The sequence below is a fragment of the Virgisporangium aliadipatigenens genome (assembly GCF_016863615.1).
Taxonomy (GTDB): Bacteria; Actinomycetota; Actinomycetes; order Mycobacteriales; family Micromonosporaceae; genus Virgisporangium; species Virgisporangium aliadipatigenens.
This window is the reverse complement of sequence record NZ_BOPF01000003.1, coordinates 149810-172717: the sequence shown is the minus strand read 5'-3', so window position 1 is coordinate 172717 and position 22908 is coordinate 149810. Positions and strand designations below refer to the sequence as shown.

The 22908-nt window shown below is 69.6% G+C and carries 16 protein-coding genes and 1 pseudogene; 3 read left to right on the top strand and 14 right to left on the bottom strand.

The window, feature by feature from the left end; genetic code table 11:
- The first annotated feature begins 26 nt into the window (after positions 1 to 26).
- Positions 27 to 674 carry a tetratricopeptide repeat protein gene (locus Val02_RS05040; RefSeq protein WP_203897698.1) on the top strand — a complete coding sequence of 216 codons (648 nt, stop codon included), beginning with the start codon at positions 27 to 29 and terminating at the stop codon, positions 672 to 674.
- A 12-nt stretch (positions 675 to 686) separates the two neighbouring features.
- Here Val02_RS05040 and Val02_RS05035 read toward each other — a convergent pair whose 3' ends face one another.
- The 3 genes from Val02_RS05035 to Val02_RS05025 all read right to left on the bottom strand — a co-directional run bounded on the left by Val02_RS05035 (position 687) and on the right by Val02_RS05025 (position 3555).
- A complete protein-coding gene (locus Val02_RS05035) occupies positions 687 to 1166 on the bottom strand; it encodes a hypothetical protein (RefSeq protein WP_203897697.1) in 480 nt (159 codons plus the stop codon).
- 149 nt (positions 1167 to 1315) lie between these two features.
- Positions 1316 to 2962, bottom strand: coding sequence for a PQQ-dependent sugar dehydrogenase (locus Val02_RS05030; RefSeq protein WP_239152408.1), 1647 nt, complete (start codon positions 2960 to 2962; stop codon positions 1316 to 1318).
- Positions 2963 to 2982: 20 nt separating this feature from the next.
- Entirely contained in the window at positions 2983 to 3555 is a 573-nt protein-coding gene (locus tag Val02_RS05025) for a TetR/AcrR family transcriptional regulator (protein WP_203897696.1), read from the bottom strand.
- A 143-nt stretch (positions 3556 to 3698) separates the two neighbouring features.
- On the opposite strand from Val02_RS05025, the gene Val02_RS05020 reads away from it, so the two are divergent.
- Positions 3699 to 4577 carry an SDR family NAD(P)-dependent oxidoreductase gene (locus Val02_RS05020; RefSeq protein WP_203897695.1) on the top strand — a complete coding sequence of 293 codons (879 nt, stop codon included), beginning with the start codon at positions 3699 to 3701 and terminating at the stop codon, positions 4575 to 4577.
- Here Val02_RS05020 and Val02_RS05015 read toward each other — a convergent pair.
- The 7 genes and pseudogenes from Val02_RS05015 to Val02_RS04990 all read right to left on the bottom strand — a co-directional run bounded on the left by Val02_RS05015 (position 4556) and on the right by Val02_RS04990 (position 19618).
- Positions 4556 to 6346, bottom strand: coding sequence for a potassium channel family protein (locus tag Val02_RS05015; RefSeq protein ID WP_203897694.1), 1791 nt, complete (start codon positions 6344 to 6346; stop codon positions 4556 to 4558). The genes Val02_RS05020 and Val02_RS05015 overlap by 22 nt on opposite strands.
- Before the next feature lie 2 nt (positions 6347 to 6348).
- Positions 6349 to 6735 carry a DUF6394 family protein gene (locus Val02_RS05010; protein WP_203897693.1) on the bottom strand — a complete coding sequence of 129 codons (387 nt, stop codon included), beginning with the start codon at positions 6733 to 6735 and terminating at the stop codon, positions 6349 to 6351.
- 370 nt (positions 6736 to 7105) lie between these two features.
- Positions 7106 to 7453 (bottom strand): hypothetical protein, encoded by a 348-nt coding sequence (locus Val02_RS05005; RefSeq protein WP_203897692.1) that lies wholly within the window; start codon positions 7451 to 7453, stop codon positions 7106 to 7108.
- A 13-nt stretch (positions 7454 to 7466) separates the two neighbouring features.
- Positions 7467 to 7663 (bottom strand): annotated as a pseudogene (locus Val02_RS47145) (IS5/IS1182 family transposase); the annotation flags it as partial.
- Positions 7664 to 8094: 431 nt separating this feature from the next.
- Positions 8095 to 8730: a hypothetical protein gene (locus Val02_RS05000; protein ID WP_203897691.1), complete on the bottom strand. Its 636-nt coding sequence runs from the start codon at positions 8728 to 8730 to the stop codon at positions 8095 to 8097.
- A gap of 15 nt (positions 8731 to 8745) precedes the next feature.
- The gene (locus Val02_RS04995) at positions 8746 to 19020 is read right to left on the bottom strand and encodes a LamG-like jellyroll fold domain-containing protein (protein ID WP_203897690.1); all 10275 of its coding nucleotides are present in this window, start codon (positions 19018 to 19020) and stop codon (positions 8746 to 8748) included.
- Positions 19021 to 19111: 91 nt separating this feature from the next.
- Positions 19112 to 19618, bottom strand: coding sequence for a type 1 periplasmic-binding domain-containing protein (locus Val02_RS04990; RefSeq protein WP_203897689.1), 507 nt, complete (start codon positions 19616 to 19618; stop codon positions 19112 to 19114).
- 116 nt (positions 19619 to 19734) lie between these two features.
- Here Val02_RS04990 and Val02_RS04985 point away from each other — a divergent pair, with 116 nt between their 5' ends.
- Positions 19735 to 20331 (top strand): DUF6193 family natural product biosynthesis protein, encoded by a 597-nt coding sequence (locus Val02_RS04985; protein ID WP_203897688.1) that lies wholly within the window; start codon positions 19735 to 19737, stop codon positions 20329 to 20331.
- On the opposite strand, the gene Val02_RS04980 is transcribed toward Val02_RS04985, so the two are convergent.
- The 4 genes from Val02_RS04980 to Val02_RS04965 all read right to left on the bottom strand — a co-directional run bounded on the left by Val02_RS04980 (position 20332) and on the right by Val02_RS04965 (position 22887).
- Positions 20332 to 21309: an Imm10 family immunity protein gene (locus Val02_RS04980; protein WP_203897687.1), complete on the bottom strand. Its 978-nt coding sequence runs from the start codon at positions 21307 to 21309 to the stop codon at positions 20332 to 20334.
- Positions 21306 to 21500 carry a hypothetical protein gene (locus tag Val02_RS04975; RefSeq protein ID WP_203897686.1) on the bottom strand — a complete coding sequence of 65 codons (195 nt, stop codon included), beginning with the start codon at positions 21498 to 21500 and terminating at the stop codon, positions 21306 to 21308. Before Val02_RS04975 ends, Val02_RS04980 begins: the two co-directional genes overlap by 4 nt.
- 7 nt (positions 21501 to 21507) lie before the next feature.
- Positions 21508 to 22098, bottom strand: a complete 591-nt coding sequence (locus Val02_RS04970) for a DUF416 family protein (RefSeq protein ID WP_203897685.1) — start codon at positions 22096 to 22098, stop codon at positions 21508 to 21510.
- Between the two features lie 90 nt (positions 22099 to 22188).
- Entirely contained in the window at positions 22189 to 22887 is a 699-nt protein-coding gene (locus Val02_RS04965; protein ID WP_203897684.1) for a DUF7919 family protein, read from the bottom strand.
- Positions 22888 to 22908 lie beyond the last annotated feature (21 nt).

Sequence of the window (22908 nt, the reverse complement as noted above, 5' to 3'; positions counted from 1 at the left end):
GGCGGCGTTCGCGGGAAGGTAGACGTGTGGTCGACCCTGCCGCGGTTGCGCACCTGATCTGTATCGCGTTGTCCGCCACGGCCCCGGCACCCGTCGGGGACGGGGAGCGGCGGCTGCTGGAAGACGTTCTCACGCAACAACTCGGCGCGGACGCGCTCGTCGACGTCAAGGCCGCGATCGACGGAGAGGGGCGGGACGCGGCCGCCGCGCGGCTGGCGACCAGGCTCGTCGGGCTGCCGCGCGCGCAGCTGGAGTACCTCGCCGTCGTGGCGGGCGGGGCCGCCGAGGGCGGATCCGGGGGTGGCGAGCGGAGCGCGGAGATCGGCGGCACGGCCGCCACGACGCAGTCGTCGCCGATCCCCATCGGGCGGGCGTCGGCCGGCGCGCCGTCGCCGGCGGACGCGACCGCCGTGATCCGGGCCGAGCAGCGGCACATCGCCGACATCACCACGATGCTGGGGCCGGACCACCCGGACACGCTCGCGGCGCGGCTCGGGCTCGCCCGGGTGTACCGCTGGGCCGGCCGCGAGTACGACGCGATCCGCGTTCTCGAACGGGTGCTGGCCGACCGGGAACGGCTGTTCACCGCGGGGCATCCGGACACGCTCGCCGCGCGGACGCTGCTGCGGCGGTGGCGGGCCGCGCTGAAACCGCAGGAGCTGCCGCCGCTGTGAACGCCCGCGGGCTCACCCCCCGGCGCGGAACCACCCCGGGGTCCACGTGGCGAACTCCGGCTCGATCTCGACGTGCGGCGCCGCCCGCCGCAACCCCTCGAGGAACGGCCACACGTCGTGCACGCCCGCGACCCGGATCCGCCGCCCGTCCGCCAGTTCCACCGTCGTGTGGTTCCTCGCGTGGGGCACCACGCGGCGCACGTCGGCCAGCGGCGCGCTGCCGGCACGCAGCACGGCCCGCCAGTGCAACCGCGCGTCGGACAGGCGCAGCCGGTAGGCGATCCGGAACAGCGCCAGGTACCCGTAGACCGCGCCGACGGCGATGCCCAACGGGACGAAGGCGAGCCGGGCCCAGAGCGATTCGGTGCCGAAGAGCCCGGCCGCCCCGGCGACCCCGAACGCCACGGGAGCGACGAACGCCGCGAGGACCGCCGCCGCCCGCACCGGCAGCGTGCCGAACGTGTACGACGTGGCGACGCGTGTGTCATCCATGAACGTGCTTTGCCCAGGACGCCGTCGCACCATGCGCCCGGGGTCGCGGGCGTTCGACTCGTCCGCGCGTGTCCCTTCACGAGCGGGCCGTGAACCCGTCCAGCGCCGTGTGCGCGCAGCGGTCGCCGGCAGGAGGACCGCTGAAAGAATCAACGACCCAGGGTCACCTTGAACAGCTTCTCGTTGCTGTTGCCGGGAATGCTGTCCTTGTCCCCCACCGTGCTCGTGGACAGCCACAGGTGGCCGTCGTTCGTCGGCTCGACGGTGCGCAGCCGCCCGTAGGTGCCGCTGAGGAACGACTCCATCCCGGTCAGCGTGCCCTGCGCCGTGATGGTCGCCCGGTACAGGCGGGTGCCGCGCAGGCAGGCGACGTAGAGCGCGTCGCGCACGATCGCGATGCCGCTGCACGAGGCGTCGGTGGTGCGGTAGGTGTACTTCGGCGCGACCGAGTTCGCGCAGTTGCCCGTGGTGCCCTCGCACGCGGGCCAGCCGTAGTTGCCGCCGCGCGTGATCAGGTTCGTCTCGTCCGTCACGGAGTTGCCGAACTCCTGCTCCCACAGGCGTCCCCGCGAGTCGAACGCCAGCCCCTGCGGGTTGCGGTGGCCGTAGCTCCAGACCGCGTTGCCGAACGGGTTGTCCGACGGGATCGTGCCGTCCGGGTTGATGCGCAGCACCTTGCCGGCGAGGTTCTTCAGATCCTGGGCCCAGGAGCCGTTCTGGCCGTCGCCGCTGGCGATGTAGAGCTTGCCGTCGGGGCCGAAGCGCAACCGCCCACCGTTGTGGAACTTGTTGCGCGGCATGCCGGACAGGAGCACCTGCGGGTCGCCGCTGAGCGCGCCGCCGGTGTAGCGCACGCGCACGACGCGATTGTCGGACGTGGCGGTGTGCATGACGTACAGCCACGGGTCGGCGGCGAAGTCCGGCGCGACGGCCAGCCCCATGAGACCGCCCTCGCCGTCGGTGCTCTCCGCGTCGCGGATCTCGCCCACGGTCGTCTTCGCGCCGGTGACCGGGTCGAGGCGCACGATGTCACCGGCGTCGCGGCGGCTGTAGAGGACGCTGCCGTCCGGCAGTTGCACGAGTCCCCACGGGACGTCGTTGTCGGTGGCCACCTGGGTCACCGCGCAGAGCGGCGTGGCACAGCCCGCGCCGGTGGTCACGACCGCGGGCTCGCTCGGCGTGGACCGGTTGTCCTGGTTGTCCTTCGCGAGAACGCGGTACTCGTAGCGCGTGTTGGGCGCGAGCCCACTGTCCACGAAGGACGTCGTGTCGGCACCGGCCACCGAACCGGCCGGCGCGCCGTTACGCGTGATCTCGTATCCGGCGAGGCCGAGGTTGTCGCTGGCGGCGTTCCACCGGATCGTGACGGAGGTGCCCGCGGCGGTGGCGGAGACCGCGGTGGGTGAGGTCGGCGGCTCGGTGTCGGTCTGGCACGGCGGCACCTCTATCGGGACCGTGGCGCTGGCCTGGGAGACGTTTCCGGCGTCGTCGCGGGCGTTGACGTAGAGCCCCCACCGGGCGCCCGGCACGACGTCGAGCACGGTCGACAGCGTGCCGCCCGCCACGGCGGTCATGTGCTGGCCGTCGTGGTAGATGTCGTAGAACGCCACCCCGACGTCGTCGCTCGACGCCGCCCACGACAGGCGCACCGTCCGGCAGGTGAGGTCGGACGCGCGCGCCTCGGTGGGTGCGCTCGGCGGGCTGGTGTCGTCGTCGGCGAGCGCCGCCCGGGCGATCGCCGCCACCAGTGCGCCGATCGCGAGTACGACCGCTGCTGCCGGAATCATGCGTCTCATCGAGGGCCAGGTTAAACGGGTCATCGACGCTCGGCATCCCGGGACGCCCACGGCAGCCCGTCCACCAGCCGCGCGATGAACCCGTCCGGCACGCCGCCGCCCTGCAAGGCCGCGCGATAGAAGATCGGCCCGGTCAGCAGCGCGACCGCGTCGTACCCGGCGAGTTCGCTAAGGATTTCCCCGGTCTCGTACGCGAGCGCGAACGCCGCGCCGAGCCGTTCGGCCACGGTGCCCAGCGACGCGTCCCGCTGCCGGGCGACGCCCTCGTCCCAGTGCGCGTCGTGCATGAGCGTCAGCGAGACGGCGACCACCGGCGGCTGGGCGAGGTCGTCGGCGAGGATCCGCAGTTCGCGGGTGAGCCAGTCGCGCACGGGTGGCGCCGGGTCCTTGAAGAACGGCATGTCGCTGCCGGTCATCGCGTCGAGCAGCAACTGGTCGGCGCGGGGCCAGTGCCGGTAGACGGTGGCCCGCCCGACGCCGGCGTGTTCGGCGACGCGCTGGTGCGTGACGGCCCCGGACCCGTGCCGGAACAGCAGCTCGCGGGCGGCGCCCAGGATGGCCTCCCGACTCCGGGCGGCCCGCGGATCACTCATGCCCCTCATCTTGACGCACCGGAATTTCTGAGACAACCTGTCTCACAGATGGCCGCGCCGATCTTGCAGTCATGGCGCCCGGCCTGTCCCTCTTCCAGCACCTGTGTCCGCGCCACAACTGCAAGATCGATGGAGGCTCACCCATGAACAACGTCAGTGTCGTCACCGGCGCCACCGGGGACATGGGACGCGTCGTCGCGGCCGAACTGGTCGCCCGCGGCGACACCGTCCTCCTCGTGGTGCGCAACGCCGAACGCGGTCGACGGATCGCCGCGCAACTCGGCTTCGACCGCGTCGAGGTGTTCGCCGCCGACCTCACCTCACCCGACGACGTGCACCACCTGGCCGGCCGCATCTCCGCCCGCCATCCCGAGCTGCACCTGCTGGTCAACAACGCCGGCGCGCACTTTCGCACCCGCGACGTCAACGACCTCGGCGTCGAACTGCACGTCGCGGTCAACTTCCTGGCCGGGTTTCTCCTGACGGAGCGACTGCTGGGTGCGCTGAAGGCCGGCGCGCCGTCCCGCGTCGTCAACGTGGTGTCCGACGCGATCAACGACACCCGGCAGGTGAAGCTGGGCCGCGCACCCCGCCCGGTGTCGCTGGAGCCGTTCGACGATCTCACGAAGGTCAATCCCGACCAGGGCTTCCAGCCGTTCACCGCGTACGCGCGCGCCAAGCTGCTCACCGTCATGAACGGCTACGCGCTCGCCGACCGGCTCGCCGACACCGGGGTGACCGTCAACTCCGTGCACCCCGGCGTCGCCGCCACCGGCATCGTCGACGACATGATCCCGTCGTACGCGAAGGCGTTCCGCGGGATGATGACGCGCGGGCTGCTGCCGCCGAAGGAGGGCGCGCGGGCCATCCTGCACGTCGCCACCGCCCCGGCGCTCGAGGGCGTGAGCGGGCGGTACTTCAACCGGTTCGACGAGGCGCGCACGCCACCGGTCTCCCACGACCGCGGGCTGCAGCAGCAGGTCCGCGACGCCGCCGGGGCCTACCTGCGGCGCACCGTCTGAACCAGCCAGCGCCACAGCGTGCCCGCCGGCACGTACTCGCGGTGCACCACGTAGGAGAAGAGCGTCTCGACGGCGATGACGGCGTTCAGGGCGCTGCGGGCCGCCGACGGGCCGACCAGCAGCAGCGTGTCACCCTTGTGCAGGAGTTCGTCGTCGTCGGGCGTCATCACCACGTCGCCGTTGCCGCGCCGCACGAGCAGGGTCACCACCGGCAGCGGCCGGTCCGGGTCCGCCGGTTCGCGCAGCAGGTCGCCGAGGCGCGCCGCACCCCCGGCCAGCCATTCGCCGAGCGCCGGCGTCTCCCGCCCGGTCAGGGTCGTCTCCCAGACGTTCTCCAGGTGGAACCCGCAATGGTCGGCCAGCCGCCCGACGACCCGATCCGCCCAGTCGTCCCCCTGTTCCGGCAGGCGGGACAGGAACTGCCACAGCAGCGGGCTGCTCAGCCGCGCGTACGCCTCGTGCGTCACCACCTCGGTGGCCACCAGCAGCGAGTCGATGCGCATCTGGGCGAACATCGGCGTGCTGTCCGGGTCGTTCTGCCGGGCCACCACGAACAGCTCCGGATTGACCCGCTGGGCGGCGGCCACCAGGCACAGGTTGGTGGTGTCGTTGTCGGTGCCGGCGACGAAGCCGACCGCGTCGGTCAGCCCGACCTGGTCCATCACCTCCGGATCGGTGGCGTCCCCGCAGATCACCGAGAGCTGCGGGCCGCCCCGCCCCGGGTCGGCCTCCGGATCGAGGACCGTCACCTCGGCGCCGTTGGCGCGCAGGTCGGCGGCGAGTTCCCGGCCGAACCTGCCGAAGCCGCACACGACCCAGCGGCCGTTCGCCGGCGGTTCGGCGCGGCCGGGCAGGTGCGTGCCCGGGCCCGTCTCCAGCCAGGTCAGCAGCTGGTACGACGCCGGCGCGCGCAACGCCAGCCGCAGCCGGTCACCGAAGCGGTCGAACGGGTTGATGACCGTGGGCGTGCCGAACGCCCGCATCCGGTTGCCGATCGTCGCCGAGGTCGTGCGGGCGACGATCGGCACCTCCGGGCGCAGCAGCGTCGCGGCCATCACGACGGAGAGGTTCGTCTCGTCGTCGTCCGTCATCGCCAGCACGGCCTCGCAGTCCGGATGCCCCAGGCCGGCCATCTCCAGCACGTGCGGGTTGCCGGCGTTGCCGACGAGACCCGGAACGTCGGCCGCGTACTGGTCGACGTCGAGCGCGTCGATCCGTTCCTCCGAAATATCGACGACGACCAGCCGGCGGCCCAGCGCGTCCATCGAGCGCCCCAGCGCCTGGCCGGTCCGTCCGTAACCGGCGAAGAGCAGGAACGGCTCGTTGAGCCGTCGCACCTTGCGGGTGAAATGCTGGACGGCGAGCGCCTGGCGGAACTTGCGGTCCTGCAGCAGGGTCAGCAACGACCCGAGCGCGTACGCCCAGCCGATCACGGTCAGGTAGATCGTCACCATGACCCACAGCCGCTGCGCGGCGGTGAACGGCTGCGGCAACTCCCCGAACCCGATCGTCGTCGCCGTGTACGACATGAAATAGAAGGCGTCGAAGATGCTCATCCGCTCCGGCGCCCCGTCGGCGTCGCGCCCCGGGACGAGCGTCAACCCGAGCACACTGACGGCGAAAATGGCGATGAGTGTGATGAGCGGCGCGCGCATCCGCCGCAAAATCAGGAAAATGGTCGCCGACGCCTGAACGCCCGCCGCCACCGGCGTCCGCCACCGGGCCCGCCGTCGTCCCTTCTTCGCAGAGAAGAACAGCCTCTGCATCATTCTTACTTTCTCTGGAACGACACGGTCTCGACCAGCAGCAGGATCACCGAGACGACGTTGGCGAACAGCGCCCCGCCCGACAGCGAGACGATGCCGGCCGTGGCCGCCTCGGTCATCCCCTCCTCGGAGACGTGCGCCGCGTACGCCCACATGACGGTGGCGGCGATGAGCTGCAGGTCGGCGACGAGGCTGGTGGCCAGGTGAACGGCGCCGATCTGGGTGCGGTCGCCGAACTTGAGCACCGTCGCGATGAGGTTGACGACGACGGCGGCGAAGAGCTCGTAGACGTTGTGGACGGTGGGGTCCGACAGGTCGCCGATGAAGAAGCCGAAGTTGAGGGTGGCGGCCAGCAGCACGAAGAAGCCGAAGACCACTTTCTCTAGGTTCACCTGCGCACCCTACGATGCGCGGCCCTGACCCGCAGCCGCACCACGCCCGACACCAAGGTCACGTAGCATGGCCCACCTCGTCCACACCTGGGTAACGACCGAGGCGATGACGGCAGTGCACACCTGGCGGCGGACAAGCGCCTGACATCCCAGATCAGCTCTCCTACTTCGGCCACCGCAGGATCGACTGCCCCGACATCCTCGGAAAGCTAGATGCCGGTCACGGCAGAGAGATCGTCCGCCGGAATTGCCAAGACCGTCGCGAACCCGATCAAATAGATCAGCGGTGAGTATACGGCCGTCATCTATCGCGCCAATAGTCGAAGCCGGAAAGGGACCTACGCCGGCCGTTCGAAAAGGATGACATGCGTCAAGAAACGATTCTGCGCTCATATGGCTTGAACACTGGCGGCTTGTCCGGATAAGGGAAGTCCTCGGGAAACACAGGAGCCACCCATTCGCGGCTGAACACGGAGACCAGGAAGTGTACCAGGCCGCCGTCGAACAGGTGCCACTCATCGAAGTCTCTGGCTCCATTGACCGCAACGCGCCAGCGATCCGGAAATTCGTCCGGCTCTCGCACCCAGTAGACCGTGTCACCGTTATCGGTCACTGCTATTGCCAGCAACCGTTCGACTGCAGCAGGAAGCACCTCCCCACTTGATTCATACTTGCTCAATACTTCGGAAGCACCCGCAGCCGCATCCGGGAAGTTCAACAACGCGATTGGGGGCGGCGGTCAGATCGTGGGTCGAGCCGGGTAGCGCCGGTGACACCCCCTTCAGTCGGCCGGCGCAGTCGGCGATGGCCTGGACGTTGACGGCGTGGTGGCGGGGTTTCCCGCGTAGTAGCGGGCGGTTGGCGGTCCCGCCGAGCTGGTCGATACGACAAGGGTGGCGTCGAGGATCGCGTACGCGAGCCGGGCAATCGGGCCATCACCTGCGACGAACTCGCCCGTCGCGCCCATCTGGTCAGGGTCGCACGTTCGGTGTCGTCCAGGACCACCCCTGTTGTCGGCCGCCCCGGCCTCGGCTGGTCGAGCAGCCCCGCCAACCGCCGCTGCGCGAACCGGGCCGCCACGTCCCCACCATCGCCTTGGTGGCCGAACACCACGTCGCGGCCGCAGCGTTCGTCATGCCTTCCGAGCAGGCCAGCACGATCCGGGCCCGCACGGCCACCGCAGGCGAGACACCGTCACCAGCCGCCCACCGGCGTAGCTCCACACGCTCGTCATCGGACAAGTCGATCTCAGCGGCACGAGGACCCGGACGCGTCATCCAAACAGCATAGACACTTATCAAAAGAATCTCAGGCGCAGGACACTAGAATGTTCCTCTCTTTGCCAGGAAAGCGAATGCCTCAACGGGATATCTGATCACGGAGCCGCGCGACCAAATAGTCGACTATCCGCGGCGCATCACCCTCGAACCTGACGCCGTCGTCGTCGCCGTCACCGAAGATGACGAACCATCCGGGACGGCGGACGAACACTGCAACAAGTATGCCGTCGCTGTATTCATCGAAAGACAGCGCGAAGCGGTGGCCAAGATGAGGAAAGAACTGCTTTAGGAAGTCGTTATTTGAAGCCAAAACCACGAGGTCCCGGAAGGTTTGCTCCTCTTCTTTCACCAGGTCGAGTAATGCAGCCCACTGAAACTCGACGGCGGTTCCTCGCTCGTAGGCGAGCTGAAGCCCTGAGAACTTAACGAATGGGTACGCAACGGCGAGGTTTTCCAGGCTCGCCCCTTCGACCCATCGCCGTGCAGAGTCGGCGGCGGCGGAAATTTCGGATGTCATTCCGTGCGCCTGCTGCCTCCCTCTCCAATGGAACGACAGCAGGAATGAGCCATCGTTCTCAAAGACGTTTACGAACCGGTCGCCATGAGACAATACGGCTACACCGGTGGCCACCGAAACACTCCCCACCGAGAAACGGTGCGGCAGGGAGTGGCCCAGCTCGTTGTCGAGCGCACGGACGAGGTCTTCTTCAGACATGGACATCCTCCGCTCCTATTCCAGTACGCCACGCATTGCCGAAGTAACATTCGTGCCGTTCAAATACCAGGTTATCCGGCCTGCAAGATTCGGATTTCGGAAAGACTTGAGCACGATCTGCCTCATCTCCCAGTCTGTTCCCGCATTCCCCCTCCAGCCCCCCGGGCCACTCCCACGCCTCGCCGCTGCCTCGAAAATCTCCCTCGGGCCCCAGCCCGCCTTGGCAGCGAGCCCGCCGAGGTCGACGGCGATATTTATTCCATCGTTACCCAAGGCTTTCTGGACCTCATTCACCCATTGCGGGTTGCCATTTTCTCCGATGGTGGCATATTCCTTGCCGTTGAAGTGAATCCCGTTCAGCTTCTTGGCGAGCGGCACACCGACTTCTGCTCTACCGAGAACAACCGTATCTCCCGCCTGCGGGTGGTAGCCGGTAATGGTTCCGTTCTCTGCGCAAGTGCACGTCGCATCATGCCGGGGGCGAGAGCCGCCGCAGTTGTGGACGAGGACGGGGTCGTTGCCGGCGATTACATAGTACGTGTGGATGTCGTCGACCGTGAGGTCGCGCATTTCTTCTTGGCCAACGAAACTTCGCCTCTCCAGGACAACGGCCCTGCCACCCTCGCTCGTATAGAGCGTGTGGCCTGGCTCGAAGTCTCCTGCGTCGACCCAACGACCGTCCGTTGCGTCCCAGAAAGGATGGTGCTGCGTCGTCTTTAGAACAGTGACGGACTTAGCACCGCCGTCCTCGTCGGTTACCAGCACCGTGAGGTCAGTGAGTTCAGTGTCCTCGTTGCGGTGCAGTGCTGTGACCGCGCGCGCACCACTCAGGCCGCTTTCCGGATCCGTGGAAGCGACCAGATCGTTCACCTCGACGTCAGCGATGCGCTTGCTCGAACCGTCTGCCATGACGACAGGCGTGTCGGGATCAAAGCTGTGGACTCGCTTGCCTGAGCACCCTGGCGAACTGCCGGGGCTATCGAGGGAGATGCCACTCGCATCGGTGCCGTCGGTCGTGCCTCGCGTTCCGCCCCCGTTTCCGCTGCTCGCGGCAGCCGGTGGGGAGGAGTTCCCGTCGCGGGCCGCGGGCGTGTGGCCGCCACTACTCGCGCCGTCGCCGCCGTGGCTGCGTCCACCACCTGGCCGACCCGCCCCCTTGGCGAAGCCACCGGTGATGCCACCGATCGCGGCCGACACCGCAACGTCGCCCCAGTTGACGTTCCCCTTGTTGCCGATCGCCTGCCCGACGGCGTCCTCGACCCCACCGGCGAAAGCCCCGCCGGCCATCCGGGCAGCCAACGACGTCCCCAGCTTCGTCGCCAGGGCACCGGCGATCTTCCCACCGACGATGCCGCCGACGCCGCCCCCGAGACCGGTCAGCGCACCGGAGCCCAGGGAGCCGAAGGCATCACCCCAATTGTTGATCTTCCCCTGGCCGGCGTCCTTCGCCACATTGATCAAAGCAGCCGTACCGGCCATACACGCGATCGCCGCGGCTCCGGCCGTCACCGCGGTACAGGCCAGGCCGGCCAGCACCGCTCCGCCGATCGCGGCGACGTCGATCAGGAGATCCTTGTTCTCCTTGACCCACTTCTCCGCCGCGTTGTAAGCGTCAGCCACCCGGGCCGCGGCACTCTGCGCCGTCCGCGCCACCTTCGCCGGGATCGCCTTCGCAGCCGCAGCGGCCTTGTTGTAGGCCTTCTGAGTGGCCTTACGCGCCGCCGCGGCCTTCTCCGCCGCGTACTTCCGTCCGGCCGCAGCGGCCGCCGCAGCGGCCTTCGCCGTCGCCTTCACCGCCGACTTCACGGTGTTCGCGACCGCCTTCACCGCCGACACCACCGTGCTGGCGACGGCCTTCACGGCCGAGACGGCCCAGTTGTACGCCGTCGTCACCGCCGACGCCGCGTAGTCGTACGCCGCCACGGCCACGCTCGCGACCGTCTTCGCCACCGACACGACCGCGCTCGCCGCGCCCTTGAGCATCTTGCCGACGCTGGGCCAGTGGCCGGTCGGGTCGACGTTCGTGAGCGGGTTGTTGTTGGCGTAGGCGTACCGGTTGCCGCCGACGGAGTTGCCGACGGGTGAGACGTTCGCCTTGTCGCGGCTGTCGAACTGGCCCGTGTCCGGGTTGTACCAGCGGGACAGCATGTTCACCTTGCCGGTGGACGTGTCCGTCCACTCCGACTGGTAGCCGAGGCTGCCGAGCATGCCGCCGGTGTTGAGCACCTTGCCGAACGGGTCGTACGTCGTCGAACCCAGCAGCGCGGTCGACGTCGCCCCGAACTGGCCGACGACGTCCGTGTGCAGGTCGGTCCAGGCAAAGGTCTTCGCGGTACCGGAAAGAACGCCGATCAGGTCGCCGCCGGGGTCGCGGACGTACAACGCCGTGCCGTCCGAAGCCAGCTGGTTGCCGACGCCCGAGTAGGCGAAGCCCGCGCGCCACACTCGGCCGAAGGCGTCGTACTGGTAGGTCTGCTCGGTGCCGCCGGGTGCCTGTTCGCTGACGGTCTGGCCGAAGGCGTCCGAGCGGGTGAGTCGCGTCTGTCCATTTGCGACGGTGCTCGCGAGGGTGCCGCGCGGGGTGTAGCTGTACTGGGTGCCGTCGCTGGACGACATCAGCTGGTTGCGTTCGTCGTAGGTGAACGTGCGCGCGCCGGCCTTCGTGCGGTTACCCGACTTGTCGTAGGCGTACTCGGTCGTCGTGACGCCGTTGTTCCAGGTCTTCAACTGGTCGGCGAGGTCGTACGTGTAGGTGTTGTTCGTCGAGCCGCCGAAGCCGACGGTCTTCTTCGACGTCTCGTTGCCGTTGGCGTCGTAGCCGTACGTGATCTTCGCGATCGTCGTGCCGGACGGGTTGCGCAGGTCGTCGGTCTCCAGGCGATGGCCGGAGTCGTAGCCGAACACCCTGCGGTTGCCGTTGTCGCCGTAGGTCACCTGCGCCAGCTGGGACAGGTCGTTGTAGCCGAGCGTCAGTTTGAGACCGCTGTTGTCCAGTGTGGACAATCGGCCGGCGGTGTCGTAGCCGAAGGCCGTCGTGCCGGCCGCGTCCGTGCGGCTCTTCATCTGGCCGTCGGCGGTGTACGTGAAGGACGAGTTGCCGGTCGGGCCGGTGACCGTTCGGAGCGCGTTGCGGTCGTCGTAGGTGAAGGCGTTGCTGCCGCCGGGTGCCGACGCCGACGTCATCCGGCCGGCGAGGTCGTAGTCGAACGTGCGGTCGACCGTGGCGGCCTCGGCGCCGGTGCCGCTCTGCTTCTTCAGGTTGCCGACGGAGTCGTACTCCATCGTCACCGTCACGCCGCCCGGCGCCTTCTGCGAGGCGACCCGGCCGCCCTTGTCGTAGGCGATCGTGTACGTGCGGTCGGCGGCGTTCGGGTAACGGGCGGTCGCCGGCTCGATGCGCGACTCCGGCAGGCCCCACACGTTGTATGTCGTGAGGAAAGATTTGCCGCGGCCGTCGGTGAAGCGGGTGACGTTGCCGGCGGTGTCGTATCCGAACGTGGAGACCATCGAGTCGGTCGCCGACAGCGGCTCGGTCTGTTTGGTGAGCCGGCCCATCGCGTCGTATTCGAGTGTGGTGCTGGTGCCCCGGGCGTCGATGCTGGTGACCATGTTGCCGTTGGCGTCGTACGCGGCCGACTTGCGGGTCAGGAACGCACCCGCCGGCGAGTACGTCTCGTCGCGGACGACACGGCCCGCGAGGTCGTACTGCACCGTCGAGAACGAGCCGTCCGGCACCGTCACCTTCGTCTTGCGGCCGACCGCGTCGTACTCGTAGCGCGTCACCTTGCCGGCGGGGTCGGTCGACGCGACCGGTTCGCCGGCGGCGTTGTAGGTCGTCGAGGCGGTCACGCCGTCCGGGGACCGTTGCGACGCGAGCCATCCGCCGTACCCGTAGGTCATCGTGGTGGTGTAGTGCTTGTCGTCCTGGCGGACCACCGCGCTCGTCGTCACCGTTCGACCGAGATAGTCGTAGGTCGCCGTCGTGGTCGCCCCGGTCGGGTCCGTCGCGGAGAGCTGGTCCCCCAGCATGTCGTAGGTGAACGTCGACTCGGCCCCGTTCGGCGCGGTCGTCTTCACCACGCGCCCGAGCTGGTCGTAGGTGTACCTCGTCACCTTCTCGAACGGGTCCGTGCTCGACGTCACCTGCCCGAGCGCGTCGTACGTCTTCGACGCGGTCGGCCGGATCGGGGTCGACGAGCCGGGTGGGGTGTACTCCGGCAGGATCGTCTTCACGGCCCGGCCCGCGGCGTCGTACTCGGTGACCGTGACGTTCCCGTTGGGATCCTTGGACTCCGTCACCGACCCGAACGTGTCGTAGCCCGTCATCGTGACCGGGCGCACCTCTACCGGCGTTCCCCCGGAAACCTCGGACATGACACGCGGCGCGACGGTGACGGCCACGCGGCCCGCCTCGTCGTACTCGACGTTCGTCACCTTGCCCGCCGGATCCGTGACGGTGGTCGGGTTGCCGTCCCGGTCGAGCGTGTAGGTCGTGGTGACCGACGGAAGGCCGGTGCCGATCTGGTTCGTGCGCGACTTCGTGTTGCCCATCGCGTCGTAGCCGGTCTCGGTCCTCGCCACCACGACACCGTCGGGTCCGGTGGTGGTGACGGACTCGGTGTGGTCGTCCGGCGTGTAGGTGTACTCGCTGCGCCGCTTCAGCCCTGCGGGGTCCACAGTGGACACCCTGGTCCGACCGGCGGCGTCCACCGTGTACTCGACCGTGGTGGCGCCGTCGTTCGTGGTCTGCCGGACCAGGTAACCGGCCGCGTCGTAGGTGTTGTTCTCCCGCACGAACTGTGCGCCGGTCGACGGGTCGGCGCGGGTCACGGTGGCCGTGAAACCGTTGTCCGTGTAGGTGTAGCGGGTCTCCCAGCCCATCGCGTCGGTCTCGACACCGAGGCGGCCCGCGGGGTCGTAGGCCTTCGAGTTGAGCACCAGGTCGCGCGGCGCGGTCGGGTTGTTCGGATTGCCCGTCCAGCCGAGCAGCGTGGTGGTGAGCAGCCTGCCCTCAGGGTCGTAGTCGCTGCGCGTGGTGGTCCCGTCGGTGTCGGTCTCGGTGACCGCGTTGCCGTACCTGTCGTACGTGAAGCGGGTCACCTTGCCGGCCGCGTCGGTGGCGGTCTCCTGCTTGCCGTTGGCGTTGTAGGTGAACGAGATGCCGCGCGCCGCGTCGCCACCGGTCGTGTCGGCGACGCGCTGGCCGGTGACGAGCCCGTCCTCGTTGTAGGTGTAGGTGGTGACGGCGGTGTGTCTCGCGCCGGTCACCCGGTTGAGGACCGGTGGTTCGGTCTGGGTGGTGCTGCGGCCGCGCCGGTCGTAGGTGAGCGTGGTGGTGAGGCCGGCCGGGTAGGTGTCGGTCACCTCGGTGGAGGTCACCGGGCGGCCGAGGCCGTCATACGTCAGCGTGGTGATTTTGCCCAGGGGGTCGGTGACCGACTTCAGATCGCCGCTGGGCAGGTACGCGATCGTCTGCACCGCGCCGCCCGGCGTCGTGACGGTCGCGGGCAGGCCGGCCGGAACGCCGCTCGTGGCATCCGTGTACGTCGTCCTCGTGACGCGACCCAGCGGATCCCTGACCTCGGTGCGGTTTCCCCTGCTGTCGTACGACATCGTCGTCAGGTACGTGTCGTCGGTCGCCGACGTCGAACCGGGGCCGCGCACCGTCAGCAGCACGTCGTTGCGGGGATCCGGCGTCAGAACCTTGCTCGTGGCATCCGGGAAGTACGTGTAGTACGCCGTCGAGCACTTGTTCTGGGCCTGGTTCTGGCACGTGGTCGTGGAGACGGTGTTGCCGCGCACGTCGTGCTCGTTGACGGTGACGCTGCCGTTCGGGTCGGTGGTGGTGCGCAGGAAGCCACCGGTGTCGTATCCGTACTTCGTGACGTTGCCGAGGGTGTCCTTCTCGGCGACCTTGCGGCCGGCCATGTCGTACGTGTACGTCAGCGGCCTGTCGCCGGGATCGGTCACCACGATGGTTTTCGCCGGTGCGCCGGCCGACTTGGCGCGCGCCGCGAACTGGACCGAGGCGTTGATGTTCGACAGTTCGGAGCGGTAGTAGGCGACGTCGGCGATCTGGCCGGGGAACCAACCGCTGACGGTGTCCCGCGCGGCGGAGGGCCAGCCGTCGGTGGTACCCGCGCCGATGTACACGTACGGCGTGGTGCTGCTCTCGATGGCCCGGTCGAGTGTGCCGACCTGTACGCCGTCCAGATACAGCGTCTGCTTGTTGGTGCCGGCGGTCAGCAGGGCGTGGTGCCACTGGCCGTCGTTCACCCCGGCGGAACTGGTGATCGGCGACTGCTGGTTGTCGCACCAGCACCACTTGCCGCGCAGCTTCCCGTCGGTGCCGACGTACAACGCGGGAACGTACTGCGCCGACTTCGTGCCGGCCGGCTTGTCGCCGAAGCTGTACAGCACGCCGCCCGCGTTCGAGCCGGCGTTCATCTTGAACCACAGGCCCACCGACACCGGGCCGGGGCCGGACGGGTGCGCGTCGGACGGGAGCACCACGTGCGAGCCGCTGCCGTTGAACGACGCGACGGTGTCGCCGAGCGGCCCGTCGGCCGTGCCGAGCGTGACGTTGCTGTACGTCGCCTGGCCGCCGCGGACCTGGTTCACGGCCTCGAACGTGCCCGTCTCGGCGAAGCGCCAGTAGTCGGCCGGCCCCGAGGCGAGCACGCTGCTCTGGTAGATCTGGCTCGAACCGGAGACGGTGGGGGCGTTGAGTTTCCACACGCCGCCGTTCACGTCGGTCACCTGCGTGACGGTGCCTGCGGTCGGGTCGTACGCGACGGTCGCGGTCGGGTTCCCCGACGGCCGCGTGATCGAGGTCAGCGCGCGCGACGGGTCCACCCCGGACTGGCGCAGCGCGGCGACCTCCGCGGCCGTCAGCGGCCGGTCGAACGTGGCGGCCTCGGCGATGGAACCCGAGAAGTGGTACGCCTTCGCGGTGCCGTTGTTCGTGTTCGGGTTGTCCGGCCAGCCGTGGCCCAGGAAGCCCGCGCCGATCGACTCGTTGTTGGTGCCGCCCGGCGCGAAGAGGGTGATCCGGCCGGTCTTCGCACCGACCTGCGCGCCGTCGAGATACAACCACTGGCGGTCGCCGCCTGCCACGAGCGCGACGTGGTGCCAGTTCCCGTCGGTGACGGCGCCGGGGCTGGTCATCGTCGCGACCGTGTCGTCCCAGAACTCGCCGTGCAGCTTGCCGCTGCTGCCGATGTACAGGGCGGGCGTGTAGTTGACCGTCGTGGTGCCGTTGCTGACCGGGTCCTGCGAGTAGCTGAAGAGCACACCCGTCTTGCCGGCGTCGGCCTTGAACCACATGCTGACCGACTGGTAGCTGGACGCCGTCACCAGTTTCGAGGGCAATTGCACCCGTGAAGACGTTCCGTCGAAACGGGCCGCGGTGGCGGTGGAACCGGCGAGCGGACCCGGCGTGCCCAGCGTGACGTCCGCATAGGTTCCGTTGTCCACGCCCTGGTTCTCCAGGGCCTGGCTGGCCGCGACGGTGCCCGAGGCCTCGTTGAACCGCCAGTACGAGTGCGGGCCGGCGTTCTGCACGGTCGTCGGGTACTGCGTGGCCGCGGTGTACGTGTAGGTGGTGCATTCGGTGGTGTCGACCGCACACGCCTTCGTCAACTGGTCGTCGACACCGTAGGTGTAGGTGGCGCGGGCCGTGGACGCGGCGTCGCCGGCGGCCGCACGGTCGGACTCCACGGCGCTCACGTGCCACTTGCCGGAGACGGTCTGCTCCCAGGTGAACGTCAGCGTGCGCCCCGACGTCGACGTCATCGTGCGCAGGCGACCGGCGTCGTAGGCGAAGGCGACGCTGCGCCCGTTGGGATCGGCGATCGACGTGACCCGGTACTGACCCGTGCCGGACGCGACGGTGAACGTGTAGGTGGTGCCGTCCTTGTCGGTCAGCCTGTAGCCGCCACCGGTGACGGGAGCGAACGTCGCGAAGCGCCCCATCGGCGGGCTGAACGTCTCGTCGGCGTTCTTGCCGAACGCGACCTCCTTGCCGTCCGGGTACGTCACCACGACGGTCTGCACGCCGCCCGCCGCGTCCAGCAGCTCGGTGGCCCGCGAGTCCACTGTGGACGCCCAGCCGGAGCCGAACGCGCCGTCGCTGCGCAGACTGAGGCTGTTGTAGAAGCGTTGCACCGCAAGGGCCGGCCCGACGGTGGCGACGCTGATGTCGGCCGCGGCGGTGGTGTAGTTGCGGATGCCCGGGTCGAAGCCGTGGCCGCCGTTCTGGGACAGACCCGACATCACCAGCGGCTGCGGCACACCGGTCGTGAACGGGTTGATCGTCTGCGAGGTGCCGCTCTGGTAGCCGTCGTGGACGATGACCGTCCACTTGTAACTCTCGCCCCACTTCAGGACGCCCGCCGGCACCGTCCAGGTGCGGGTGCCGGTCGCCTCGGACTCCGCGATCTTGTTGGAGTCCTTGTCGAACACCATGAACTTGTACGTGATCGGCCTCGGGAACCCGTCCGGGTCGTGCGCCTCGGCCATCAGCTCCGGCGTGAGCGTCGGCGAGGAGTAGCCGTACTGCGGGTACTGCGCGTCCACCTGCGGCGCGATCGGCTCGTTGTAGTCGACCTCGAGGTACGGCCCCAGGTTGGCCCAGTGGTTCTCCGAGGTGAAGACCTTCCAGGCGTTCGACGTCGACTCGTCGGTGAGCAACGCGATGCCGTAGTTCTCGATCGAGCCGTCCGCCCAGCCGCGCAGGTCGGTGATCTTGGTGTAGGAGACGGATTGCCAGACGCCCGTCTCCGGGTCATGCGAGCTGTTCTCGCACGCGACTCCGGGCGGCGCGAGCAGGTACGCACTGGGATCGTCCACGAGACCCGGCCCGGACCAGCCGTATCCCGACCGGAAGTCCCACCACGTCTTGACCCGGTGCACGCTCATGCCCGTGGGCGTGCACGACTGTGCGAAGGACTGGAAGAGCTTCAGCCGCGCGCCGCCGATCCACAACCCGCCGTAGGCGCCCTGGAAGTCGTCGAAGCGCAGGAAGCCGCGCGCCCGGAAGTACGGGCTGGGACTGCGGCCGACCAGGATCTCGTTCTCCGCGTGGTGCGGCTTGTAGGGCGGATCCTCGTCGCGGTAGTAGGTGTCCGCGTTGGCGTTCAGGCTCGTCGTCGTCGGGTCGACCGTGATGGGGAACTTCCGCGCCGGGTCGCGCACCCACGCCTCGTCCACGGTGACCCGCAGGGCCTGCCCGCCGTCGACGTTCACGAGCTCGTAGCGGACGCCGTACGACGTGGTGCGGAGGCCGGACTGCGGATCGACCAGCGAGTCCGTCATGAAGCCCGGGGGGATCTCCAGTGCGATCGCACCCGTGGCGTCGCGCAACGACACCCCGCCGTCGGACTCGACCGTCGCCGTCAGGCCCTGCATGCGCAGGCGGAACGTCCACGACGTCGCGACGTCGGCCGAACGCAGGACGACGGCCTCCTTGACACCGGTGGCGCCGGCCGTGAGCACCAGGTCGGTGTTCGGCAGCACGTTCGGGTAGGTGGCGTGGTTGGCGTCGACGACCGCGGGCACGTCGACGCCGCCGTCGAGCCCGTAGGAGAACGAACGGCCGCCGCTCAACGGGTAGCGCACCAGTTCCGGGTCGCCGGCCGACGGTGCGAACGTCATCCCGAGGTCGCCCGCCGCGGGCTTGAGTCGCTTGTCGGGGCCGGGCACGAGGGTCGAGTCGATGGGCCGCCACCGGCCGTCGGGCGCCTTGTAGTTGACCGGGGTCGAGTAGATGTGGCCGGTGAGCGTGCCGTCGCTGTTGCGGTACATCGTCGACTTCTCGGTCGAACGTTCCGGCACCGGCACACTCGTCGCCGGGTCGAAGCTCTGCTCGGTCGCCTGTTTCGGGGTCGTCTGCGGCCGGACCGCCGGACGGGACGTCTCCTCGGCCGGCAGCGCGCCGATCCCGTGGCCCGCCGGACTGCCCGCACCACCGGCGGCCCGGGTGTCCGAAGTGGACAGTTGTCCGCGTGCGGTCGGCGGCTTCCCGCCCTGCTGCCCCGGCAGCCCCTTGAACGCCTGGTCCGAGTAGCCCTTCTCGGGACGCATCCAGTCCCACAGCCACGACATCGGGAAGCCGCCGTCGCCCGGGACGGAGCCCGCGGGCACCGAGGCGGAGGCCGTGACGACCACGATCGCCAACACGGCGACGTACCGCGTGAACCGTCGGGGACGCCGTTCCGGTAGGGAGGGATTGATCCGTGCCAGCCGGTGCCGGTGCACGCGCATGACTTTAGGAACCCCCGTTTCGGCCATCGAGGCACGGGAATTCTGTGCGTAACGCCCCGCCTACGCAACGGCGACAAGAGTCACCGGCCGAACGCATGGACAGACGCGTGTCGATCCGCTACCGAGCGGGCGGAACCGCTGCCACGACGACCTTTCTGACCGCTTCGTCCACCGGCGAATCCGGACTCGCAGTGACGACAGTGACATTAGGCGCGACGAGGGGCATACCAACCACCACGAACCGAACCGATGGAAAACGCGCCGCCCCTTTCTCGATGGCTTGCACCGCAAGGGTTCCCGTTCCGATGACAACTCCACAGCCGCCCTGCGCGAGGCTGTTCAGGAACGGCACCGCGTCATCGGCCGTCGTCGCGCCGGTAGCCGCCAGGTACTGCACCCTCGCCCGGGTCTGCGCCGACGCGGCCTGCATCCCGGCCCACACCGGAGCGGCGTCCGCACCGAGAACGCCGGCCGCGTCGGTCAGCAGGCACGCGGTGAAGTCGAGGTACTCGCGGGCGCGCGGAGGCGGTGCCGGTTCATCGTGCGGCCACCGGATCCAGGCGACGAGCGCCGCCACCACGAGCACGACCGCCGCCGACACGGCCCACCACCGCCGATTGTTCACGGGCGCACGGTAAGGGCACTGGTGCGCGTGACGCAAAGTGCCGCCTCGACCCGTCTCGGTCGGGCGGAGAACCTGGGGACGCGTCACCGGTCCCCCGGCTCCGCTACGGTGGGCCGGTGCCGCTGGTCGACGATCTGAACGCTCTGGCCGCCGCGGCCGGCCTCCCGCTCGAACCCATCACGGCGGGGCGCACCCGCTTCTGCGACGTCGACGCGAGGCTGTGGATCGGCGAGAGGCGGATCGACGCGCTCCTGCGGGACGACGGCGCGTTCGACGTGTTGGTCTGGCGGGGCGAGGACGTCGCCGCGTGCGGCCGGGTCGACGAGGGCGACGCGCTCGTCCGGGCGATGTGGAGCTGGCAGCAGGGCGACGCAACGGGCGGCGGCCGGCTGCGCGCCTGCGCCGACCCGGGCGAGTCCGTCGAGGCGCAGTGGCGGGCGCTGCTCGATCACGGCGACGCGTACCTGCACCCGCTCGCGGCGAGCGCCGGCGCCCGGCAGACGCTGCGCGCGCTGCGCCCGCGGGTCAGCCACGGCACCCTGCACCTGTTGCACCCGACCTACCGGACCGGCGGACCGCGGCGCGGGCTGGCGTTCCATCCGCTGTCCGGCGACGGCACGTACCGGGTGCACCTCTACGACGGACCGGAGAGCGAATGGCTCCCGACCGACGAGGCCGTCACGCACGCCGCCGAGGCCGCCCGGCACTGGTAGTCAGTCCGCGACGCCCAGTTCGCGCAGAAGGGCCCGGGCCTCCGCCACGCCGGGATACGGGCGCAGGCGAGGGGCCGGCGACGGGAAGTCCTCCGGAAAGAACGGCATCCGCACCCGCCGCGTGAACACCGCGACGAGAAACTCGACCACGCCGCCGTCGAACGACGACCACTCGTCGCGCCCCGGATTGCCGGCCACCAACGTCCACCGCGAAGGTGTGTCCCTCGGCAGCATCAGCCAGGAGATGACGTCGCCGTCGTCCGTCGTCGCGACGGGCAGCAGGTCCCCGGGATCGTGCGGCAGGACCCGCCCGCTTTCGACCTGGGCGCGAAGCCGCTCCCGGTACGCGGCCGCGGACGAGACGAGGCGGATCGCCGGGAACCGCGATCTCGGCTGCAGGACGTGCAGGAAGTCGTCGTACACGCCCGCGCCGTAGGTCTCGACGAGCCAGCGGTAGTCCTCCGGGACGGCCACACCCAGCCGGGCGCGCAACTCGTCCCACCGCGCGAACGCAGCCGCCGCGCCCTCCGGCGGTCGAACGGTCGCCGTCAACTCATCGCGGGTCGGGTCGACATCGACGACCGGTCGGCTGCGTTGCCTTCCGTACCAGAGCACCCGCTGCAGACCGGACTTCAGTCGTTCGATCGACTCGTCGTCGACCGTCAGCGTGACTTCGACCAGCGCGTCGTCGAGGCCGAGTCCCCGGGCCGCGTCGGGCTCGAAGTTGACGCGCAGCGTGCGGCCGCGCAGCCGAACGTGCCGCACACCGCCGTAGACGGTGAACCCCCGTTCGTTCGAGACGCGGTAGCTGTCCATACCGGTGGCGATATCACCCTCGTCCGGCGCCTCGACGGCGCACCGGACCGTCAGGCCGCGTCCGGAGCCGTCCCCGTGTTCGGACAGCCCCGCCGTGATGTGGTCGAACCCCTCGCCGAGATGCTCCGCCCTGCCGGCGGAGCGCGCCACGTACCTGATCACTGAGCCTCCGTCGCGTCGCGACGGCCGGTCAGCGGCCGGAACAGGATCGGCTCTCCCCTGCCGAGGAGGAGCGTGAACGACATGTCCCCGGCCTGATGCCGCTCGCCGACGATTGCCATCGTCACCGCCGAGGACGGTCCGGGCAACCACCCGACGCCGCGCGGCCCCACCACGCGGTCCCAGTACTCCAACGCGCTCTCACCCCCACCGGTCCGCGCGCGCGTCGTCACGCACCGCGGCGAGCGTCTCCGGGTCGCCGTCGGCCGACTCCGCCAGACGCCGCAGAACGTCGCGCTGCCGCCGCAACTCCGCCTGGATCTCCGGCGCCGACAGCAGTATCACCCGGGCGGCGTGGTCGACCGCACGCAGTTCGAGCCGCCGCGCCACGAACTCGTCGAACGCGCTGTAGGAGCGTGCGGCGGCGTACGCGGCGGCCGCGATGTCGCCGCCGCGGATCAGTCTCGTCAGGTACATCAGTGCCGCCACGGCGTCCTCCGCCTGCGGCGCCCAGTCGTTCCAGTCCTCCTCGGCCGGCAGCAGCGCCTCGATCGCGTCGTCCGGCGGCAGGACCGACGCGGCAACGCTTTCGGAGCCGGGCCGGCCGGCCTCCGCCCACACCGCGTCGAGGGTGTCGCGAAGCAACGCGGTGTCGCCGACGCCTTCGAGTTCGGAGAACCGCGCGTAGCCGGGGATCAGCACCTCCACGCAGGAGGCGACGAAGACGACCCGCCGCCACGGCGTCGACGCGTCCAGCTCGGCGAGCAGTCCCCGACGATCGAACTTCAGCACGCCGGACAACCTATCCCCGCCGCGGCGCGAAGCACGGCCCGGCCGACGGCAGCAGCCCCTCCGGAAAGAACGGCACCGTGCGGCCGCCGGTCACGACGGCGCACAGGAACTCGGCGAGGCCGCCGTCGAACTCGAACCAGTCGGCGAACCTCGGATCGCAGACCACGATGCGCCAGGCGTTCGGCTCCGGCGCGCCGGTCCGCCAGAACAGGTGAGGCCGTAGGCCGAGACCAGTTCGCGGTAGTCGTCGGGCACACGCGTGCCGAGGCGCGACTCGAAGGCCGGCCAGTCGATGTTCCACTCGCCGGGGCCGGACGGCGGGCACGCCTCGACCAGTCCGCGCGTCGCCGGACCGAGCAGGAGGTTCACCGCGTGGTCGAGCGCACCGGCGATCGCCCCGACGAACTCCTCCGGCGGGCGGTAGCCGTGCATCTCGATGTAGTGGCAGATCATGACCGGCGCCACGTAGAGCCCGCCGTCCGGTGCGCGCACCGCGATCTCGCCGTTGCCGAGCGCGCCGATCGCCCGGAGATCCTCCGCGAGGGTGCGCGGGTCGACCGGACTCCCGTCGGCGGAATGCAGCGCCTGGACGCACCACTCGCAGAAGTGGTAGCCCCGGGTCAGGTTGGACGGCGTCTTCGCCAGCCGCTTCAGGTGCTCCAGCACGGGCGGCGCCACATAGCCGGTCTCGAACGGCTCGCCCATCGCGAGCCAGCCGATGTTCAGCGCGCGGCGATCGCCGTAGCCCGTGCCGAGGTAGCCGTACGGGGTGAAGTCCCGGAAGTACACGCTATCCGCCCAGCACCCGGA